This is a genomic window from Blastocatellia bacterium (assembly GCA_025054955.1).
Lineage (GTDB): Bacteria > Acidobacteriota > Blastocatellia > HR10 > J050 > JANWZE01.
Genome location: JANWZE010000005.1, coordinates 17,859 through 33,731 on the forward strand (window position 1 = coordinate 17,859; position 15,873 = coordinate 33,731).

The window sequence follows — 15,873 nt, forward strand, 5'->3', positions numbered from 1 at the left end:
CGATTCAACACTCAACCAGATGCTCAACCCGATCTCGCCTGCGCATCAGATACAAGGTTCGTTCGGAACCCTCAATCTGGACCGACCGACGAATCGTGAAGTAATGCTGAAACGCCTGCTCAAACATCACCTGCGTATAAGTTGGGAAAACGTCCTGGCGCGTCGCGAGCAAGCGCCGCACCTGCGAGTCGCTCTTAGGCACAAACTCAATGATCAGCCATTGACCCACACGGCTGAAAAAGCGCGCCAGGTGGTCAAGCGGTACGTTATTGGAGATCGCCAAATGATGAATCAGGGCCAACGCCATGACCAAATCCACCGGACCGCGCTCCAATAACGACATACGCTCCTGATGCGCCCATCCCAAGCTGGGACTCGGATTGGTCAAATCCAACACCAACGGCAACAGATGTGGCTCGGCTTGTCGGCTGCGCTGATAATTCTTTTCGACTGCTGCCGGGTCTATATCGAAAGCAATGGTCTGAATCCCGCGGTCGCTGGCCAACCGACTGAATCGTCCATCATTGGCGCCCAGGTCCCAGACCATCCACGGGTCAGCCTCGGCTAGAAATTCAGAAACGAGCTGATGCTTGTGCTGCATCGCCTCGGATGAGTAGTTTGTGTTCTCGTAATACTCAGCCCACTCGGTTCCCCGCGGCTGCCACCTCATCGCGCCGACGGTGGCTTCCAGATGAGCAATCAAGCCCTCAAACGCCCGGCGGGTCATCCTGGCTCGCTCGATGTTGACTGCTTTGTTCGCGTAATGTCGTTGACTCTTGGCATGCAGATGAATGTGCGACAGCAAAGCGAATCGGCACACGGTTCGCCACGGCAACAACCGGCTTGCCAGGTCCAACGGCACGCCGTCTATGTTGACGCGAAGCAATTGGCTCAGTCGAATATCGGTGTGTTGCATCAACGCCAGCGGCGCGAGAAAATGCTGGCAAAACTGCCGGTACGCCACCCACGGACGACCTTCGCGGTATGGCTCGAATGAGAGTGTGTCAATGAACACCGGCTTGCCCCGCCAGAATTGAATGTTATAGGCGCTACAATCCTTCAATGACATGTCGAAGGCCAGCGCCATTTTCTGTATCCGCAAGGTGCTGAGCGCTGCGTCTTTCAATTGACTGAAACACCACTCGTAGGGGTACGAGATGAAGGGGATGGGTTCCGGACGAATCACTTTGTAAGCGGCGACCGACCTGTTGGTCTGGGCGCGTACCTCCTCATGAGGAATGAGCAACGCCTCAGCCACCAGACGATCATACAGGCCGCTGCTCATCAGCCGATCATAGGAGTCGCGACCGAGCAGGCTGATCTGCCGGTAGAGCACGCCGTCGCGCCAAAAGACAAATCCGCTGGGATCACGAAACGATCCCCCCACCCGTCCGTTAACGGTTGACGTTATCATCATCGGGTTGTCGCTTGGAAATCAAACTGGAGAGGAACTGCCGGCCACGCTGCCAGTACATCTTCAGCGTCAGGCCCGCGCCCAAGAGGGCGGCAATGATGAATTGCAAAATGAAACTTCCGCTTCCAGGATCAACATAAGCATGGGCCTCAGGCGCCCATATCAGGCCACACAGGGCGATGAGCAACAACATCCTCATTGCATGATGCCAACTTTTCATACCTGTCACCTCACGACTGTATTGGTCAATACCGTCGCAAATCTTGCAACCGGCGTGCCGCTACCAGCCCGCAGATCCCGTCGCTCGTAGGTTGGGTTATCTCATGAGGGATTGGCTCCTATGCTCGGCTCCAGCGGCACAGCCCAAGCCGAGGAGTGACCAACCTGTTCAATTGTGAAAAACATGATTCACCTGGATGAAACAGCTCTTTTCAACCTTGACCCACTCACCCTCTTCGAGGGAAACCCCAAATCCGAATATCGAAATCCGAAGGCCCTCTTCGAGGGAAATCCCAAATCCGAATATCGAAATCCGAAAACTCTCTTCGAGCGAAATCCGAAGCCCTCTTCGAGGGAAATCCCAAATCCGAATATCGAAACCCGAAGCCCTCTTCGAAGGGAAATTCCAAGCACGAAATCCGAAATTCGAAACGTTTCGGAGTTCGTGCTTCGAATTTCGGATTTCCCCGCAGGGGCTTGGGGTTTCGTGCTTCGGATTTCCCCGCAGGGGTCGCAGGGGCTTCGGCACGCCGGTTGCTCATCTCCCAACGCGCCAGCAGGGAAATCCCGAGCACGCCAGTCCGAAATCCTAAACGTTTCGGGTTTCGGATTTGGGGTTTCGGATTTCCCTCGAAGAGGGTTATGGTGAGGCTTGGATATATGGAACAACCGCGCAACTCACATCTAGACCATCATCACCAAGACAATCGAGCGGCGAAGCCGACCCGCGTGATTCATCCATTCTTGTTCGCCATCTTCCCGACGCTGGCCCTCTTTGCCCACAATACCGGCCAGACATTCCTTGGCGAAATCCTTTGGCCAATGGTCGTCTCGTTCGTCTTTGCCGCGGCGCTTCTGGCAATCACCCAACGAACGCTGCGAGATTCTCACCGAGCGGGCATTGTTGTCTCTATCTTCCTCGCTCTTGTGTTTAGCTACGGGCATCTGGTGCAAGCCATTCAATGGCGGATCGGCGCTCTGACGATCACGCCGGGCTATCTTTTGTTGGTCATTCCGGCTATCGTGGCGCTACTGGCCGCGGTGCGCGCGCGCCGATCGCTTGAGCCTTTCACCCGTATCCTCAACGTGACGGCCATCGCGCTCGTGATGATGCCGCTGCTGAACATCGTTGCCGCCGACTTGCGCCCCGCCACGGCGCAGCAGCCAGAGCTCACCAGCGAACTTGTTGATCGGCCCGCGTTCTCCTCAACCGGCTCCGCCTCAAGCTCGGACGCTCTCCCCGACATCTACTACATCGTCTTCGACCGCTACGCGCGCGCCGACACGCTCAAAGAGTTTTATGGATTCGACAATAGCCAATTCCTAAACGGCCTGGTGCAACGGGGTTTTTATGTCGCCAGCCAAAGCCGCGCCAATTACCTGAACACAGCGCAATCACTTCCCTGCTCGCTCAACATGAGGCACATCACCGACCTGAGCCAAACCGTCGGAGAAAACTCTGACGATATGAAGCCGCTCTACGCCATGTTGCAGGATTACACCGTGTGGCGCTTCCTCAAGGCGCGAGGCTACCAGTTCATTCACCTGGGAAGCTGGTGGCAACCGACGCGCCACAATAAGCACGCCGACCGCAACATCAACCTCTACAGCCTACCGGAATTTTCCCAGATTCTCTATCAAACTACCCTGCTCTATCCGCTCGGATTGAAATTCGGCATCTGCGATAAGAACCGCGAACAATGGAAGCGCGTCCTTTACAAGTTTGACCAACTTGCCAACATCCCGGCGATGTCGCAACCGAAATTTGTGTTTGCCCATTTTCTGCTACCCCACGATCCGTACGTGTTCGACCAGGACGGCCGCTTCGTCACACCGGAGGATGCGCGCAGCAAAAGTCGCCGGGAGCTCTATGTCAACCAATTGGTCTTCACCAATCGCAAAGCGATCGAGGCAATTGATCACATCCTGACACGTTCAGCCAGGCCGCCGATCATTGTTGTACAAGCCGACGAGGGACCATTTCCATTGAACCGGCCACAAGAAGAGTACCAATCCCCGACATTCGACTGGCGGACGCTCACACGCGCTGAGTGGAACCAGAAAATGCGCATTCTGAACGCCTACCATTTGCCCGGTGTTGACTCATCCGCATTGTATCCATCCATTACACCGGTTAACTCATTTCGGCTCATCTTCAACATCTATTTCCAGACGAAGTTCGAGCTGCTGCCTGATGAGAGCTATGCGTTTGTGGACGCGCGGCACATCTACAAGTTCTTCAACGTCACCAAAGAAGTTGACTGACAGCAACCGCCTTTGAAAGCGCCTCACCTTTGAAGACGCCACGTTCAGTCCCCTCGCTGTTTGTCACTCTGAAATCCGTGATCCGCAACCCCTGCGGGGAAATCCAAAATCCCAAGCCCTCTTCGAGGGAAACCCGAAATCCGAATATCGAAATCCCAAACGTTTCGGATTTGGGATTTCGTGCTTGGGATTTCCCTCGAAGAGGGCTACGGTTGACAGAAATCGGCACTCCGCAATTGGCATTAACCTGGCGCTGCCGCTGTGTAAGTGTTTCCACTGCATCGCGCCAATTCATCTTGCGTTCAACCTCAAACCTATGATAAAACCGCCACTCAATAACTGGCTATTTCGCTTTCCACATGAGCAAAACGATCAAAGGCGTCATCTTGGCCGGCGGGCTAGGGACACGATTGCATCCTTGCACGCTGGTGACCAACAAGCACCTGCTGCCGGTTTACAACAAACCGATGATTTATTACCCGCTGCAAACGCTCGTGGATGCCGGCATTCGTGACATCATGATCGTGACCGGCGGCAATAACGCAGGCGATTTCTTGCGCCTGCTGGGCAACGGCAAAGAGTTCGGACTGCAACATCTGAACTACGCTTACCAGCAAGGTGAAGGCGGCATCGCTGAAGCGCTCGGTCTGGCTGCCCATTTCGCTGACGGCCATCTCGTGTGTGTCATGTTGGGCGATAACGTCATCGAAAAGTCCATCGCCCCGTATGTTCAACGGTTCCTCGAGCAGGGCGCCGGAGCCAAAATCCTTCTGAAAGAAGTGCCCGACCCCCAACGATTCGGCGTCCCACAGATCGAGAACGGCCGCATTGTTCGTATCGAAGAGAAACCAGCCGTGCCCGCCTCGCCCTACGCCGTCACAGGCATCTACATGTACGATTCCGATGTGTTCGACATCATCAAACAACTGAAGCCGAGCCAGCGCGGCGAACTGGAGATCACCGATGTCAATAACGTCTACATCGAGCGAGGCCTGATGACGTATGACATCCTGGACGGTTGGTGGACCGATGCCGGCACATTCGAGAGCCTGCTCCTAGCCAACAACCTCGTGGCCCAAGCATGCCGATCGGCGGCGCGATGAAAATCCAGAGTCAGCCTGTTTTTTATTGGCTATCACCTTTCCGCCTCCTTCCCTGTGATGGTAAACTTCCACCTGCAATGTTCATATTCACACGAGGCTGAGAGGAGACCATCATGGAATCAGACATCACCATCGAAGAGAAATCTAGTGATGATACGCCCCAGCAGTCATTGGACGTTACCAAACCGGCTGAATCATCGCGACCATCTGCTGACGCGCTCGAAGAGCTGGCAGCATCGGTCAAAGAATTTGCTGCCAAAATCCCTGACTCGATTTCCAAGGTAGTCGAACGCGCCTTGTCAGGTCGCGACGTGCCGTTGATGGTGCGCGTCAACGATGAAACATTGCGGCGCATTGATCAGTTGGTTGAATCGGGCGTCTTTCAGAATCGCTCAGAGAGCGTCGCCTTTCTGATTAGCGAAGGTATCAAAGCCCAGTCAGCTCTGTTTGAACAAATTGAATCGAAGGTTCAAGAGATTGAAAAATTGCGCGAGGAGTTGAAAAACATTATTCGCCAGCAACGTGGGGAGCAGTGAGATGAATCGGATCACCAGAATAAGCATCGTCGGATTGTTGATTGCAAGCTTGGCCTGCGCCACGGCGTTCTCTGTGACCGGCCGCACGAAAGCAGTGGACGAACTGACCATCGCCGCGGATTTTGCTGAAGCCGTCTCTTTGGTCGAGACCTATTACGCCGATTCGATCAACTACGAAGAGATCACGAAAATGGCCATTCTCGGCATGCTGCATACGCTTGATCCGCACTCCAGCTACTATGATCGCCGAGAATTCACCCGATTCCGCATCGAGCAAACCAGCCAGTACTTCGGCATCGGCGCCACGATTGGCGCCCGTAACGGCAAGGTCTTCATCCTGGCGCCGTTTGCTGACACACCGGCCTACCGCGCCGGGCTGCGGTACGGCGATCAGATCGTGGCCATTGACGGAGAATCCACCGAGACGTGGTCCTCAACACAAGTCTCCAGCCGACTGCGTGGCCCACGCGGCACGCCGGTCGAAGTCCGGGTACAACGCGCCGGCGAAGCGACACCTCGTACCTTCAAGCTCACCCGCGATGCTGTGCCATTGCCCAGCATCAGTGGCGCTTACTTCGTCCGCCCAGGAATCGGTTACATCAACTTTCAACTGCGCGGCTTCAATACGACAACCGATGAAGAAATGAACAAAGCTCTGAAGCGATTGGAAAGCGGTGGCCTCAAGGCTCTCATCATTGACATGCGCAGTAACCCCGGCGGACTGCTGGATCAGGCAGTGAAAATGGCAGAAAAGTTTTTGTTCAAAGGCCAGCTCATCCTGACCCAAAAGAGCCGATCCAACAAACGTGAATCAACCAAACGCTATGAGTCACAAAATCCCAACCCGTTGCTGCTGCCTTTAGTGGTCATTGTCAACGGCGGCACGGCCTCAGCCGCCGAAATCGTCACAGCAGCCATCCAGGAACATGACCGCGGGATGGTCGTGGGTGAACCGACGTTTGGCAAAGCGCTTGTTCAAACTGTTTTGCCGCTGTCGTTCGGCGCTGGCCTCACGCTGACAACAGCCAAGTATCTCACCCCCAGCGGACGCTCCATTCAACGCGCGTACACCAACCTCTCTTTCTACGACTACTATTTCAAGAACCGGAGCGATGGCCCGAACGGCTCTTCTACAGTTCCGACCGGCCCGGCATTCCGCACTGACGCTGGCCGCACTGTCTATGGCGAAGGAGGCATCACGCCGGATGTCGCTGTCCCTGCCACCCAACTAACAGAAGCACAAAGCCGGCTGCAAGGCGCCATCTTCGCCTTCACGCGCGAGCTAGTGGCCGGCTTGATACCGGGGCTTGAATCTTATCGCGTCAGTAGCTTGACACTTGATCACACGTTGGGAGAGAAAGAGTACCGGATTTCCGATCAGGTGCTTCAAGCGTTCACCAAGTTTGCCACGTCTCGAAAGGATGAGTTCCGCCTTTCACCAGGCTTGATCGAATCCAACAAGGAGTTCATCCGCACATTTATCCGATATGAGGTGGTCACGGCTGCTTACGGACTAGAAACAGCAGCGCAAGCGTTGAACGACACGGACATTCAATTACTGAAAGCCATCGAGGTGATGCCGAAGGCTGCTGAACTAGCCAACACGTATAGAACACGAGCGAACCGCGCCACAGCTAAATAAGTTTGTCGAACCAGCACCGACAAGCATCGTTTGCTCAACTGCCGCTGATCACCGCGTCCCACTCCATGTCATCTGCCGTGGCGCAGCTCCTGCTTGATCATCGAATACCCCAGGGCACACGGCGGCACAAAGTGTTGTTCGCTGCAGCGCGGCTCCCGCCTGATCACCGGGGAATGCAGTCAATCATTCGATCTTGCCGAGCAAGCGAGCGGAAGACGCCTTCTTTACAACGACCGCCTTCGACGTCAGCCTGAAAAACAATGAAACCGTCGTCGTTCAGCGCAATCGGGCCGATGGCCTTGTAACTGGCTCCTTGCTCACGCGGGATTCGATCTCCGACCGAAACTGTCTCCGAGGCCAATGTTAACGGGCCTAGCGTCACCATGAAGAGCGCTTGCGAAGGTCCACTGCCGGCTAATTCGGCGACATAAATCAATTGCTCGGCGTCGTTGCCCACCATGCGTCCAAATCGGACATAGTTGACCCGCGCGCCAACAACCGGCGCTTGAGTGCCGGCGAGAACTTTGGGCGTCGCCAACTCAATAAATCCTCCAGCGAGCAAGGCTGTCTGGAAGATGCCTTCTGCTGCCGTGCCGCCCGTCAATCCGGCGCGGAAAACGACTTCACTCTTGGTCAACACCACGTCCTCAAAGCTGGTGTATGTATTTCCTCTCAACCCACCAGCGTTGCCGCCCACAAGCGCCACCGCGCTGGTGATCAGCTCCAGCCGCAACGGGAAAAGCCCTGCGACAATAAACGTGCTGAGAAACACGCCCTGCTCAACGCGACCGCCCTCCACGTTGGCAATATAAGCAAACCGATCCAGCCTCAGTCCAGGGATGGGGAACGGAGTGATCACATCCTCAACCAGATCATAGGCGCCGAAGCTGGCATAAGCCCCGGCTCCCGTCTCCGGCGCGCCTTCACCTTGAACGGCCACTGCATCAATGTTGGCTTCACCCAGCAAAAATCCACGAGGCGCAAAGAACAATCCCTCGGATGCTGTTCCACCCGTCACCGTGGCCTTGAACATGACCGTGCCATTGCGGCTGATGAGCACTTGGCCGGGAAATCCACTGAACGCGCCGCCTCCCGTGTTGGGCGCGATGTCGCCAGGTAAGGCAATCGCGGCAATGCCGCGCGTCTCCGAAAAGAGGAAAATTCCCTCACCCACTGACCCGCCTTCGATCAACGCACGGAAAACGATTTGCAGCTCCTTCCCGAGTAACGTTGTCGTGACAGTCGCACTATCTAGGTCTACAAACTGCGCAAACCGTCCTCCACTCCGAGGCGCATTGCTGCCCAGAGCAACTTGACGAAGAATCCCGCCCGCCCGGCCAAACGTGTAGATGCCATCGCTCTTGATGTAAGCGATCACACCATCCTCATCAATAGAAACCTGCTTGACAACAGTATGCTGAGCCGGCGGACTGCTCAGCGGCGCCGCCTGTGTGAGCCACGAACCGCCATTGCCAACCAGCAGGATCAGGGCGACCAGCATCACCACCACGGCCTTTCGCACACAGGCTTCAATTAACCCCAAGAAATGGTCAGCGCATTGAGACACCAAACGTACTGACATAACGCTCCTCCTTGTTTTTGACCTCTGACACAACCAGCTCGGTCAACGCATGAGCGCATTGACTCCTTTGCCTGAAAGCCCAAGCTGGCCGCTCTCTACGTGGACCGTGGTCCGTGGACCACAAGTTGAATCACGGATCACGAATCACGGATTGTTTGATATGGCGCTCGGCCCACCACGATCATCCGCCGCCACCTCTCAGCCATACCATCCGGCCTCACTTCACAGCGTGGCGTAAGAGTGCAACCCAGGTAGAATGAAGCTCACGCCAAGATAGGTGAAGATCACCGAGATAAACCCAATCACAGCAAACATGGCCGTCTTGCGCCCTTTCCAACCATGGACGATCCGCGTATGCAGAAAGATCGCATAGCAAATGCAGGTGATCAGCGCCCACGTTTCCTTTGGGTCCCAGCCCCAGTAGCGGCCCCATGATTCATTGGCCCACACCGCGCCCGTGATCGTCATCAGCGTTAGCAACGGAAACGCGACGGTGACGGACTTGTACGTCAAATCATCTAACACGGCTAACGACGGCGCCGCTTCCAGAAACCGATCCCGCTTCAACGCAAACACGACCACGAACGCCGTCAGCGCAGTGGCGACAAACATGCTGGCAATGGCTACGGGACTGCCACGAAAGACCAGTTCCAGCCTCGAACCGAACTCATCCAACCATGAGGCCGGAACAATTCCCTTCTGCGTTGGCGAAATCCAATTGGCCACCGCCGTCGCCGTCTTCATCTGGTAGATCAATAAACCCAACGCGACCACCTGCACCAGCAACACGCCACGCGTGAGCCAGTGCCCATAGCTCTTCAGATTCTCTTGCGCCGTGCGAAGATAAGCGGCAAAGCACAGGATCGCCAATACCGACCCGATGAACGCCACACGCATGAGCTGACCGACGAACGGAATGGCAGCGCGCAAGAATTCGTTACCTGCCTCGTTGACAGGTATGCGAGCGCCCTCAATCATCAGATCAATCTCGAACAAGCCGCGCGTCAGCACACTGCCGCCCGACACAAAGCCATAGGTGAGAATCGGAACACCCAGGGCAAAAATAGCCATCAGTTCCGTCTTCATGCCATCTTTAAGCAGGTAGAGCAATCCCAGGGCAAATGCCAAGCTGCACACCCCATAACCGGCCATGGCAATGGTGACGTGAATCGGACGCCAATAACTGACCAACACCGGTGGCATATCAATGATCTGATCGCCATAGAGAATGGCCAGAATAATGAACATTGCGGCAATCGGTAAGGTGAACGCCCCGACGAACCGATGCCGATAGATCGTGGTGATCACCAGGCTCGCTCCGGTTGTTGTCATTCCAAGGGAGAGCGCCGTGTCGTACAAATTGCTTAACGGATAGTGATTCGCCACCAACCCGCGCGTGCCCCACGCCGCAACGTTGAGCCCAAATCCGAGCGCTGCCGTCCATGTGGCCAGGTTTTCCAGCAGTCCCTCTTTCTGCAAGACAAACATGACATAAAAGACAGCCGCCGCAATATAACTGATCAAGGCCAGCATCACCAATGTGCTCTCCGTGCTGAGTCGGGGAATCCATCCTTGCCATTGAGCCAAAATGAACAACCCCGCCAACAGGAGAGGCGCTACAAACGGGACAAAACGAGCATAACCGCTCCAGACATCAGTTGGTGCAGGCTTCAAACTATCAATGGTTGATTGTGCAATCTTCGTGCTCATTGCCACCTCCTCACGCAATCTGTGAAATTTCTCGATGACCAGCCTGTTGCCATCGCAACAAAACGAGTGGTTATCTTACATCATTTCTTCGATCCGGCCAACAGCAAACTTCCCTTTAAGCCGACCCGCGACTGGCTTGACGCAATCGGTTTCAGCCCGGGCAGCCGCTCAAAGCCCCACTCCATGCTGCTTGAGAAAATCGCGGATCACGTTGACGGGGACTGCCAGGTTGGACGCAGGAAACTCAGTGACGGCGTAAATAATGCCAACCACCACGCCGTCCTTATTGAATAACGGGCCGCCCGACCCACCGCTTGCCGTGGCCGCATCATGAATGATGCGTGTCGGCGTCAAAGCCGTAATGCGCCCCTGCGTTGGCAAGGGTCGAATCAACCCACGCCGCGCCAGCTCCTGCGTCACTTCCGTCACACGCAACGAAGTAGCCCGCGTGATGCTTTGCGCCACGCTTTCATCCAGCCGCGTCAGCAGCCCTTCCACACCCGCCGGATACCCCAACAACACGACAGACTGGCCAACCTCAACCACCGTGTGCGCGTCAGCAAGCGGCGGAATTGGCACCGATAATTCCCCTCGGTCAAACCGACAAACGGCTAGATCATAGCCTTCCGAGGCTCCCAGTATCTCCAACCGAACCGGCTCACTGACACTTGGAAAATATGCTTTCAACGCCGTCGCGCGCGGGATGAATCCGCGCCGAATAATCTGATTGGAAGCTTCGTCCTTCCACCACGGTCGGGCCACGTGCAGATTGGTCAGAATCAGACCCGGACTGATAATAAACCCAGTCCCAATGACCGTCTCTTCAATGAGCGGCCCGACTTCATCCGTTGTCACATAGAATTTGCTGTCGCCTTCAAAAATCGCAATGCTTCCTTCAGGCGTTGATGCCTCGCGCAGCCACTTTCCCGTGCCCCGCTCAACGAACCGATAGCCACTTTCGATCAGGCAAATACTGGGGCTGTAGGTGGTCGCAATCCGCCCGATCAACCCGGACTCGCCCTGAAACGTGGCTCGCGCCGCCTCTACGTCACGTCGCATCTGTTCCAGGCGCGCCTGAATGCCGAGCAAAGTTTCTTGTTGTTGGTTCACTTGCCGCGTTAGCGCATTCAGCGCCCGGTGAATCCGAACGTGCAAGGCAACAAGCAGCGTCACTCCTGCCAGGAACGCCAGGATGATAAGCCAACGACGTTTCCGCGCGAAGAACGCCCGCATACGTGCTTTTTGGGTCTCCGCATGTGCTCCGATTGCGCGCGCCTCAGCGCCTTCCTTTTCGGCAGGATCGTCACCAAGTTGCTGCACGTCTTCAGAGCTGCGAGCTAACCGAAATTCCACCGCTCGTGATTGCCCATCAAAGCCAATCACATCACGGTCCCGAAGCGTGGTGTGTTGCTCAGCCGGCTGGTCATTCAACCACACGGGCAGACTTGAATTCATGACCACAAGCGCATACTGGCGACCATCAAAGACAATCCGCGCTACAATCCCGTAGTGTCCGCCGTTCAGCCCTAGATCACTTAATTGAAGATGGCAGCCGGCGACATCTCCAATGAAGGTATCCCCCTCCGGAAGGTGGACTCGGTCGCCCCGCTTGTGGCCGACCAGTATGACACATTCACCAACCTCAATCATGCACGCCCTGATTATACTCATCTAGACGGATGGGCGGAAGTTGTCCCCCTCTGTATCGTTCGGCCCGTCACAAGCCGCGATGACCTCCGGCGCGCTCGCCCCAGCCGATCAGCCATCGGCCTAGCCACTCACACGCAGGGGCAAAGCGCCGCACGACGGGCACCAGCACAGCATCTTGTTCAGGAACATTAACAAACGATTCATCAATGTGTTACAAGAAATGTGCGACGTCGCACATCGGGCCATTCTCAGGCGGCACCCGTTGATGCGCGCCGACCAGGCTCCTCACCAGCAAACGGCCCAGCTCGATCCATCACCACAGCGACGGCCATGAGAAAATAGACGATCATGATGACCTCGGAATCTCCAAAATTGTAATGAGCAAGCGAGCTGACGAGAAATCCGACCGTCCCACCCAGTATACCGATCAATACACCCTGGCTGAGCCAATCCCACGCGGACAACCGCTCACCCGTCAATCGCCATAGCAAGCGCAGGTAAACGCCAAACCACCAGACCAAACACAAGAACGCTGGAAGGCCCCGCTCAAGCGCAACCTGCAGCGGCGTCGAATGCATGTGACCAACCGGCAACCTGCCGCCTTGAAAGAGTCCCCACTCACGCCAGCGCGTCTTCAGGCTATCCATTCCAACCCCCACCAACCAATGACGTGGCTGACGGATGAGCAGCCGGGCTCCCTCCTGCCAAATCGTCAACCGATACGCCGTGCTCGGCTCCGCCCGCGAGAGCATCGGTTGCCCGCGTGTCTTGTAGAGCATCTTCACCGCCACCGGCGCGACCATCAACCCAGCGATCAGCAGTAGCGCGAGCACCCACCGTTGACCGGAACGAACCGCCATCACCAGCAACGCCGCCGCAAAACCAATCCATACCGCCCGCGTCAACGTCAGAACAATCGCGGCGCTCATCGCCAGGACCACGAGCGTCAACCAAACAAATAACCAGGATCGTTTCCGCCTCGCTTGAAGCCAAATTCCACATGCAATCGCTGTCAGTAACTGGAGAACTTCAGCATAGGTAAAATAATTCCATCCATAGAAGCCGGCAGCGCGAAATTCGCGCCACGGCGCTACAACAACTCCAACTGAGCTAACATCACGCCATTGGTCAACAGCCACCTGTTGCCGAATGTAAATCTCCGGCCGATAAAAAAACAACTCGACACGTGACTGCCCCGACCGACGCGCAGATTCGACCATCTCTTCCAGCGAATCAACAGCCCGGTCGTTGAGCTCGAGGATCACATCGCCAGGACGTAAGCCGGCGGCTCCGAGCGGACTGTCAACGCTCATCTGAACGATCTTCAATCCATGACCAGCGAATTTTTGCCAGAACACATATCCCACGTTCACCAAGCAGGAGGCGACCATCAGCACGACGAGCGTTCGCGCCGACCGGGCCGCGCGGACTTGTCTGGTGACAAGAAAAAACAGCAACACTAAGCTGACGCTCGCCAGCTTTCTCACACTGACGGCTGGCTCATAAGAAAAGATCGCCGACAGGAGCGTGAACCCCACAAAGGCCAGTATAGGCCGATCCAGCACCGACCAAGGAACCGGCGCGCGCCGCCTCCAAATCAGGTGTAGGATCCAGAGCGCCAGCGACGTGAAAAACGCCATCTGGCTCAAGGCAATTGAATGCGGAGCAAACACGCAGAAGAGCGCGAGCAGGACAATCATAGCCCTCTGCGGCCACGCTGGCGCGTCCAGTTCTGCAATCCACTCTCTGAGACGAATCACCCGGCACACCCCTTTGTCTTGTTGCAAGCGCAGATGGTATCAGAGATCAAGTGAAAGTGACATAGGGTGGCCAGCCCCCTGATGGTCTTAATCGTTGTTTACAAAGCAGGCAGACGTGGATAAACTGGAGCGTCCAATTCGTGGCTCTGCTTATGAGTTACAACATCGCCATCGCGACGATCAAGGGAGGTGTTGGAAAAACGACGATCGCCTACAACCTAGCCGGCGCCTTCGCTGAAACGGGGAAAAAAGTCCTGGTGGTAGACCTCGATCAACAAGGCAATCTTTCGTCAGTGTTCCTCGACAATATCTATCGCTTGCCGGCGACCCTGTATGATGTGTTGGTGAATCTGGACATGCCCACCACGTCAGCCATTCACCATACGAGCTACCCAGGCATTGATATCCTGCCGGCTAATCTGGACCTGAGCCGACTTGAATTCCAGTTGGCCGGTGACGCGGAAGCGCAATACTATCTTGCCGAGAAACTGCGTGAAGTGGACGGTTACGATCTTATCGTCATGGACACGCCGCCACATCCGGGCTTGCTTACGTTGAGCGCATTGGTCGCCGCTCACGGCGTTCTGATTCCAGTGGAATGCCAGGAATGGGCCGCTCGCGGCACAACTCATGTGCTGGACATGATCCGCAAGGTTCAACGGCGCGCGAATTCCCAGCTCACTCTGCTCGGATATATCATCAACAAGTATGACGCTCGGCGAAAGCTCGAAGAAAGCTACAAAGAGGTCCTTATCGAGCGGTATGGCCAGGACGTTTTCAAAACGGTGATCCGCCAGAGCGTGAAGTATCCCGAATCAGCTAGTGTCCGCCGTCCATTGACGAGCTATCAGGCGAGGTCTGAGCAAGCCGAACTCTTCCGGCAGTTGGCGCGCGAAGTCTGGCAACGCGCGGTGCGCCGCCGCTCGCGGGCAGCTTCGTCCGCTTCGTAACAGTTGAAGGTTCATCATGTCAAAGTTGGAGAAATTCAAAAGCCTTGCCCAAGCTGCACTGGCTCCTGCTCCTGCTCGTAGTGAGGCGATAGCCGAGCCGTCACGCGATCAAGACGCCATCAGCCTTCACGACACCGAACGACTCAAGAGCGCCAGACTCATCCCGATTGAGCGAATCCGCCCCGATCCTCATCAACCGCGGAAACATTTCCCGGAAAAATCGCTGGAAGAGCTGGCAGCCTCGATTGCTGCTCAAGGTGTGCTTCAACCGCTCACTGTGTCACCTGACACGACTGGTGACACATTCATCATCGTCACCGGCGAGCGCCGTTATCGCGCAGCCCAACGTGTCGGGTTAAAGTCTCTTCCCTGCATCATCGTCAATCAGATCACGGAGCAGCAACGCTCGATTCAGCAACTGATTGAAAATTTACAACGCGAAGACCTCACACCGTTTGAGGAGGCTGACGCGTTCCATCTTCTGGCAGAAACCTTCCATCTGAAGCACCAGCAGATCGCTGATTCGGTAGGGAAGAGCAGAAGCTATGTCACAAAGACACTCAGCCTCGCTCAGGTCCCAGATGAAGTGCGCCGCCTCTGTGCGCATCACGGCATTGCGACGCGCGAGCAGCTTATCCTCATCGCTCAACAGAAGACTGAATCGGCCATGTTAGCCCTGTTGAACCAGCTTGCTCAACACGGCAGCACAGTGCGTGCGGCGCGAAATGCAGCTCGCGGGAACCGCGCGCGTCAACGCAGAAGTCGCCCATTCGTGTTTCGTTATCAGGCTCGTGGTTTCACAGTGCATGTGCGTTTTGCCAAACATCACGCTTCCACACGCGATATTGCTCACGCATTGACAACAGCCCTGCGCTCTCTTGACCAAAGCTGAGGTAACCCGGAGCTTGTTTAGGAGGCAGGCTGGTCCCACACTTGCTCGCTTGGACGATTCCAGGCTGGAGATTCGAGGGAAAATTTGATTGCCAAGGCAACAGGATTGAGGGCAAATTTTGCTGCTTCGGGCAGCAAGAATACAGGGGTT

The 15,873-nt window shown here is 55.8% G+C and carries 12 protein-coding genes and 1 pseudogene; 6 read left to right on the plus strand and 7 right to left on the minus strand.

The window, feature by feature from the left end; all coding sequences use genetic code 11:
• Positions 1-4: 4 nt before the first annotated feature.
• Both NZ823_00235 and NZ823_00240 read right to left on the minus strand, forming a co-directional pair.
• Positions 5-1,417 (minus strand): class I SAM-dependent methyltransferase, encoded by a 1,413-nt coding sequence (locus NZ823_00235; protein ID MCS6803558.1) that lies wholly within the window; start codon positions 1,415-1,417, stop codon positions 5-7.
• On the minus strand, positions 1,395-1,634 hold the full coding sequence (locus NZ823_00240; protein ID MCS6803559.1) for a hypothetical protein: 240 nt from the start codon (positions 1,632-1,634) through the stop codon (positions 1,395-1,397). The genes NZ823_00235 and NZ823_00240 overlap by 23 nt, the downstream gene beginning before the upstream one ends.
• A 659-nt stretch (positions 1,635-2,293) precedes the next feature.
• Here NZ823_00240 and NZ823_00245 point away from each other — a divergent pair.
• From NZ823_00245 to NZ823_00260, 4 genes are all read left to right on the plus strand, one after another.
• A complete protein-coding gene (locus NZ823_00245; protein ID MCS6803560.1) occupies positions 2,294-3,898 on the plus strand; it encodes an LTA synthase family protein in 1,605 nt (534 codons plus the stop codon).
• A 371-nt stretch (positions 3,899-4,269) separates the two neighbouring features.
• Positions 4,270-5,001, plus strand: a complete 732-nt coding sequence (locus NZ823_00250) for a sugar phosphate nucleotidyltransferase (GenBank protein ID MCS6803561.1) — start codon at positions 4,270-4,272, stop codon at positions 4,999-5,001.
• A 113-nt stretch (positions 5,002-5,114) separates the two neighbouring features.
• Positions 5,115-5,537, plus strand: coding sequence for a ribbon-helix-helix domain-containing protein (locus tag NZ823_00255; GenBank protein ID MCS6803562.1), 423 nt, complete (start codon positions 5,115-5,117; stop codon positions 5,535-5,537).
• 1 nt (position 5,538) lies between these two features.
• A complete protein-coding gene (locus NZ823_00260; protein MCS6803563.1) occupies positions 5,539-7,179 on the plus strand; it encodes a S41 family peptidase in 1,641 nt (546 codons plus the stop codon).
• Between the two features lie 163 nt (positions 7,180-7,342).
• Here the strand turns inward: NZ823_00260 and NZ823_00265 are convergent, their stop codons facing one another.
• The 5 genes and pseudogenes from NZ823_00265 to NZ823_00285 form a co-directional block, all read right to left on the minus strand.
• A complete protein-coding gene (locus tag NZ823_00265) occupies positions 7,343-8,761 on the minus strand; it encodes a hypothetical protein (protein ID MCS6803564.1) in 1,419 nt (472 codons plus the stop codon).
• 222 nt (positions 8,762-8,983) lie between these two features.
• Positions 8,984-9,505: a cytochrome c biogenesis protein CcsA gene (ccsA, locus tag NZ823_00270; GenBank protein MCS6803565.1), complete on the minus strand. Its 522-nt coding sequence runs from the start codon at positions 9,503-9,505 to the stop codon at positions 8,984-8,986.
• Positions 9,506-9,790: 285 nt separating this feature from the next.
• Positions 9,791-10,249, minus strand: a pseudogene (gene ccsA, locus NZ823_00275) (cytochrome c biogenesis protein CcsA).
• Positions 10,250-10,639: 390 nt separating this feature from the next.
• On the minus strand, positions 10,640-12,121 hold the full coding sequence (locus NZ823_00280; protein MCS6803566.1) for a serine protease: 1,482 nt from the start codon (positions 12,119-12,121) through the stop codon (positions 10,640-10,642).
• A gap of 248 nt (positions 12,122-12,369) precedes the next feature.
• Positions 12,370-13,821 carry an O-antigen ligase family protein gene (locus NZ823_00285; protein ID MCS6803567.1) on the minus strand — a complete coding sequence of 484 codons (1,452 nt, stop codon included), beginning with the start codon at positions 13,819-13,821 and terminating at the stop codon, positions 12,370-12,372.
• Positions 13,822-14,033: 212 nt separating this feature from the next.
• On the opposite strand from NZ823_00285, the gene NZ823_00290 reads away from it, so the two are divergent.
• Both NZ823_00290 and NZ823_00295 read left to right on the plus strand, forming a co-directional pair.
• Positions 14,034-14,831, plus strand: coding sequence for a ParA family protein (locus tag NZ823_00290; GenBank protein ID MCS6803568.1), 798 nt, complete (start codon positions 14,034-14,036; stop codon positions 14,829-14,831).
• A 16-nt stretch (positions 14,832-14,847) separates the two neighbouring features.
• Entirely contained in the window at positions 14,848-15,723 is an 876-nt protein-coding gene (locus NZ823_00295; protein ID MCS6803569.1) for a ParB/RepB/Spo0J family partition protein, read from the plus strand.
• Positions 15,724-15,873 lie beyond the last annotated feature (150 nt).

Coding starts and splice junctions, on each gene's coding strand:
- NZ823_00265 (MCS6803564.1), bottom strand. CDS start 8,761: ATGTCAGTACGTTTGGTGTCTCAATGCGCTGACCATTTCTTGGGGTTA.
- NZ823_00255 (MCS6803562.1), top strand. CDS start 5,115: ATGGAATCAGACATCACCATCGAAGAGAAATCTAGTGATGATACGCCC.
- ccsA (MCS6803565.1), bottom strand. CDS start 9,505: ATGAAGACGGCGACGGCGGTGGCCAATTGGATTTCGCCAACGCAGAAG.
- NZ823_00295 (MCS6803569.1), top strand. CDS start 14,848: ATGTCAAAGTTGGAGAAATTCAAAAGCCTTGCCCAAGCTGCACTGGCT.
- NZ823_00245 (MCS6803560.1), top strand. CDS start 2,294: ATGGAACAACCGCGCAACTCACATCTAGACCATCATCACCAAGACAAT.
- NZ823_00285 (MCS6803567.1), bottom strand. CDS start 13,821: ATGATTGTCCTGCTCGCGCTCTTCTGCGTGTTTGCTCCGCATTCAATT.
- NZ823_00235 (MCS6803558.1), bottom strand. CDS start 1,417: ATGATGATAACGTCAACCGTTAACGGACGGGTGGGGGGATCGTTTCGT.
- NZ823_00280 (MCS6803566.1), bottom strand. CDS start 12,121: ATGATTGAGGTTGGTGAATGTGTCATACTGGTCGGCCACAAGCGGGGC.
- NZ823_00290 (MCS6803568.1), top strand. CDS start 14,034: ATGAGTTACAACATCGCCATCGCGACGATCAAGGGAGGTGTTGGAAAA.
- NZ823_00240 (MCS6803559.1), bottom strand. CDS start 1,634: ATGAAAAGTTGGCATCATGCAATGAGGATGTTGTTGCTCATCGCCCTG.
- NZ823_00260 (MCS6803563.1), top strand. CDS start 5,539: ATGAATCGGATCACCAGAATAAGCATCGTCGGATTGTTGATTGCAAGC.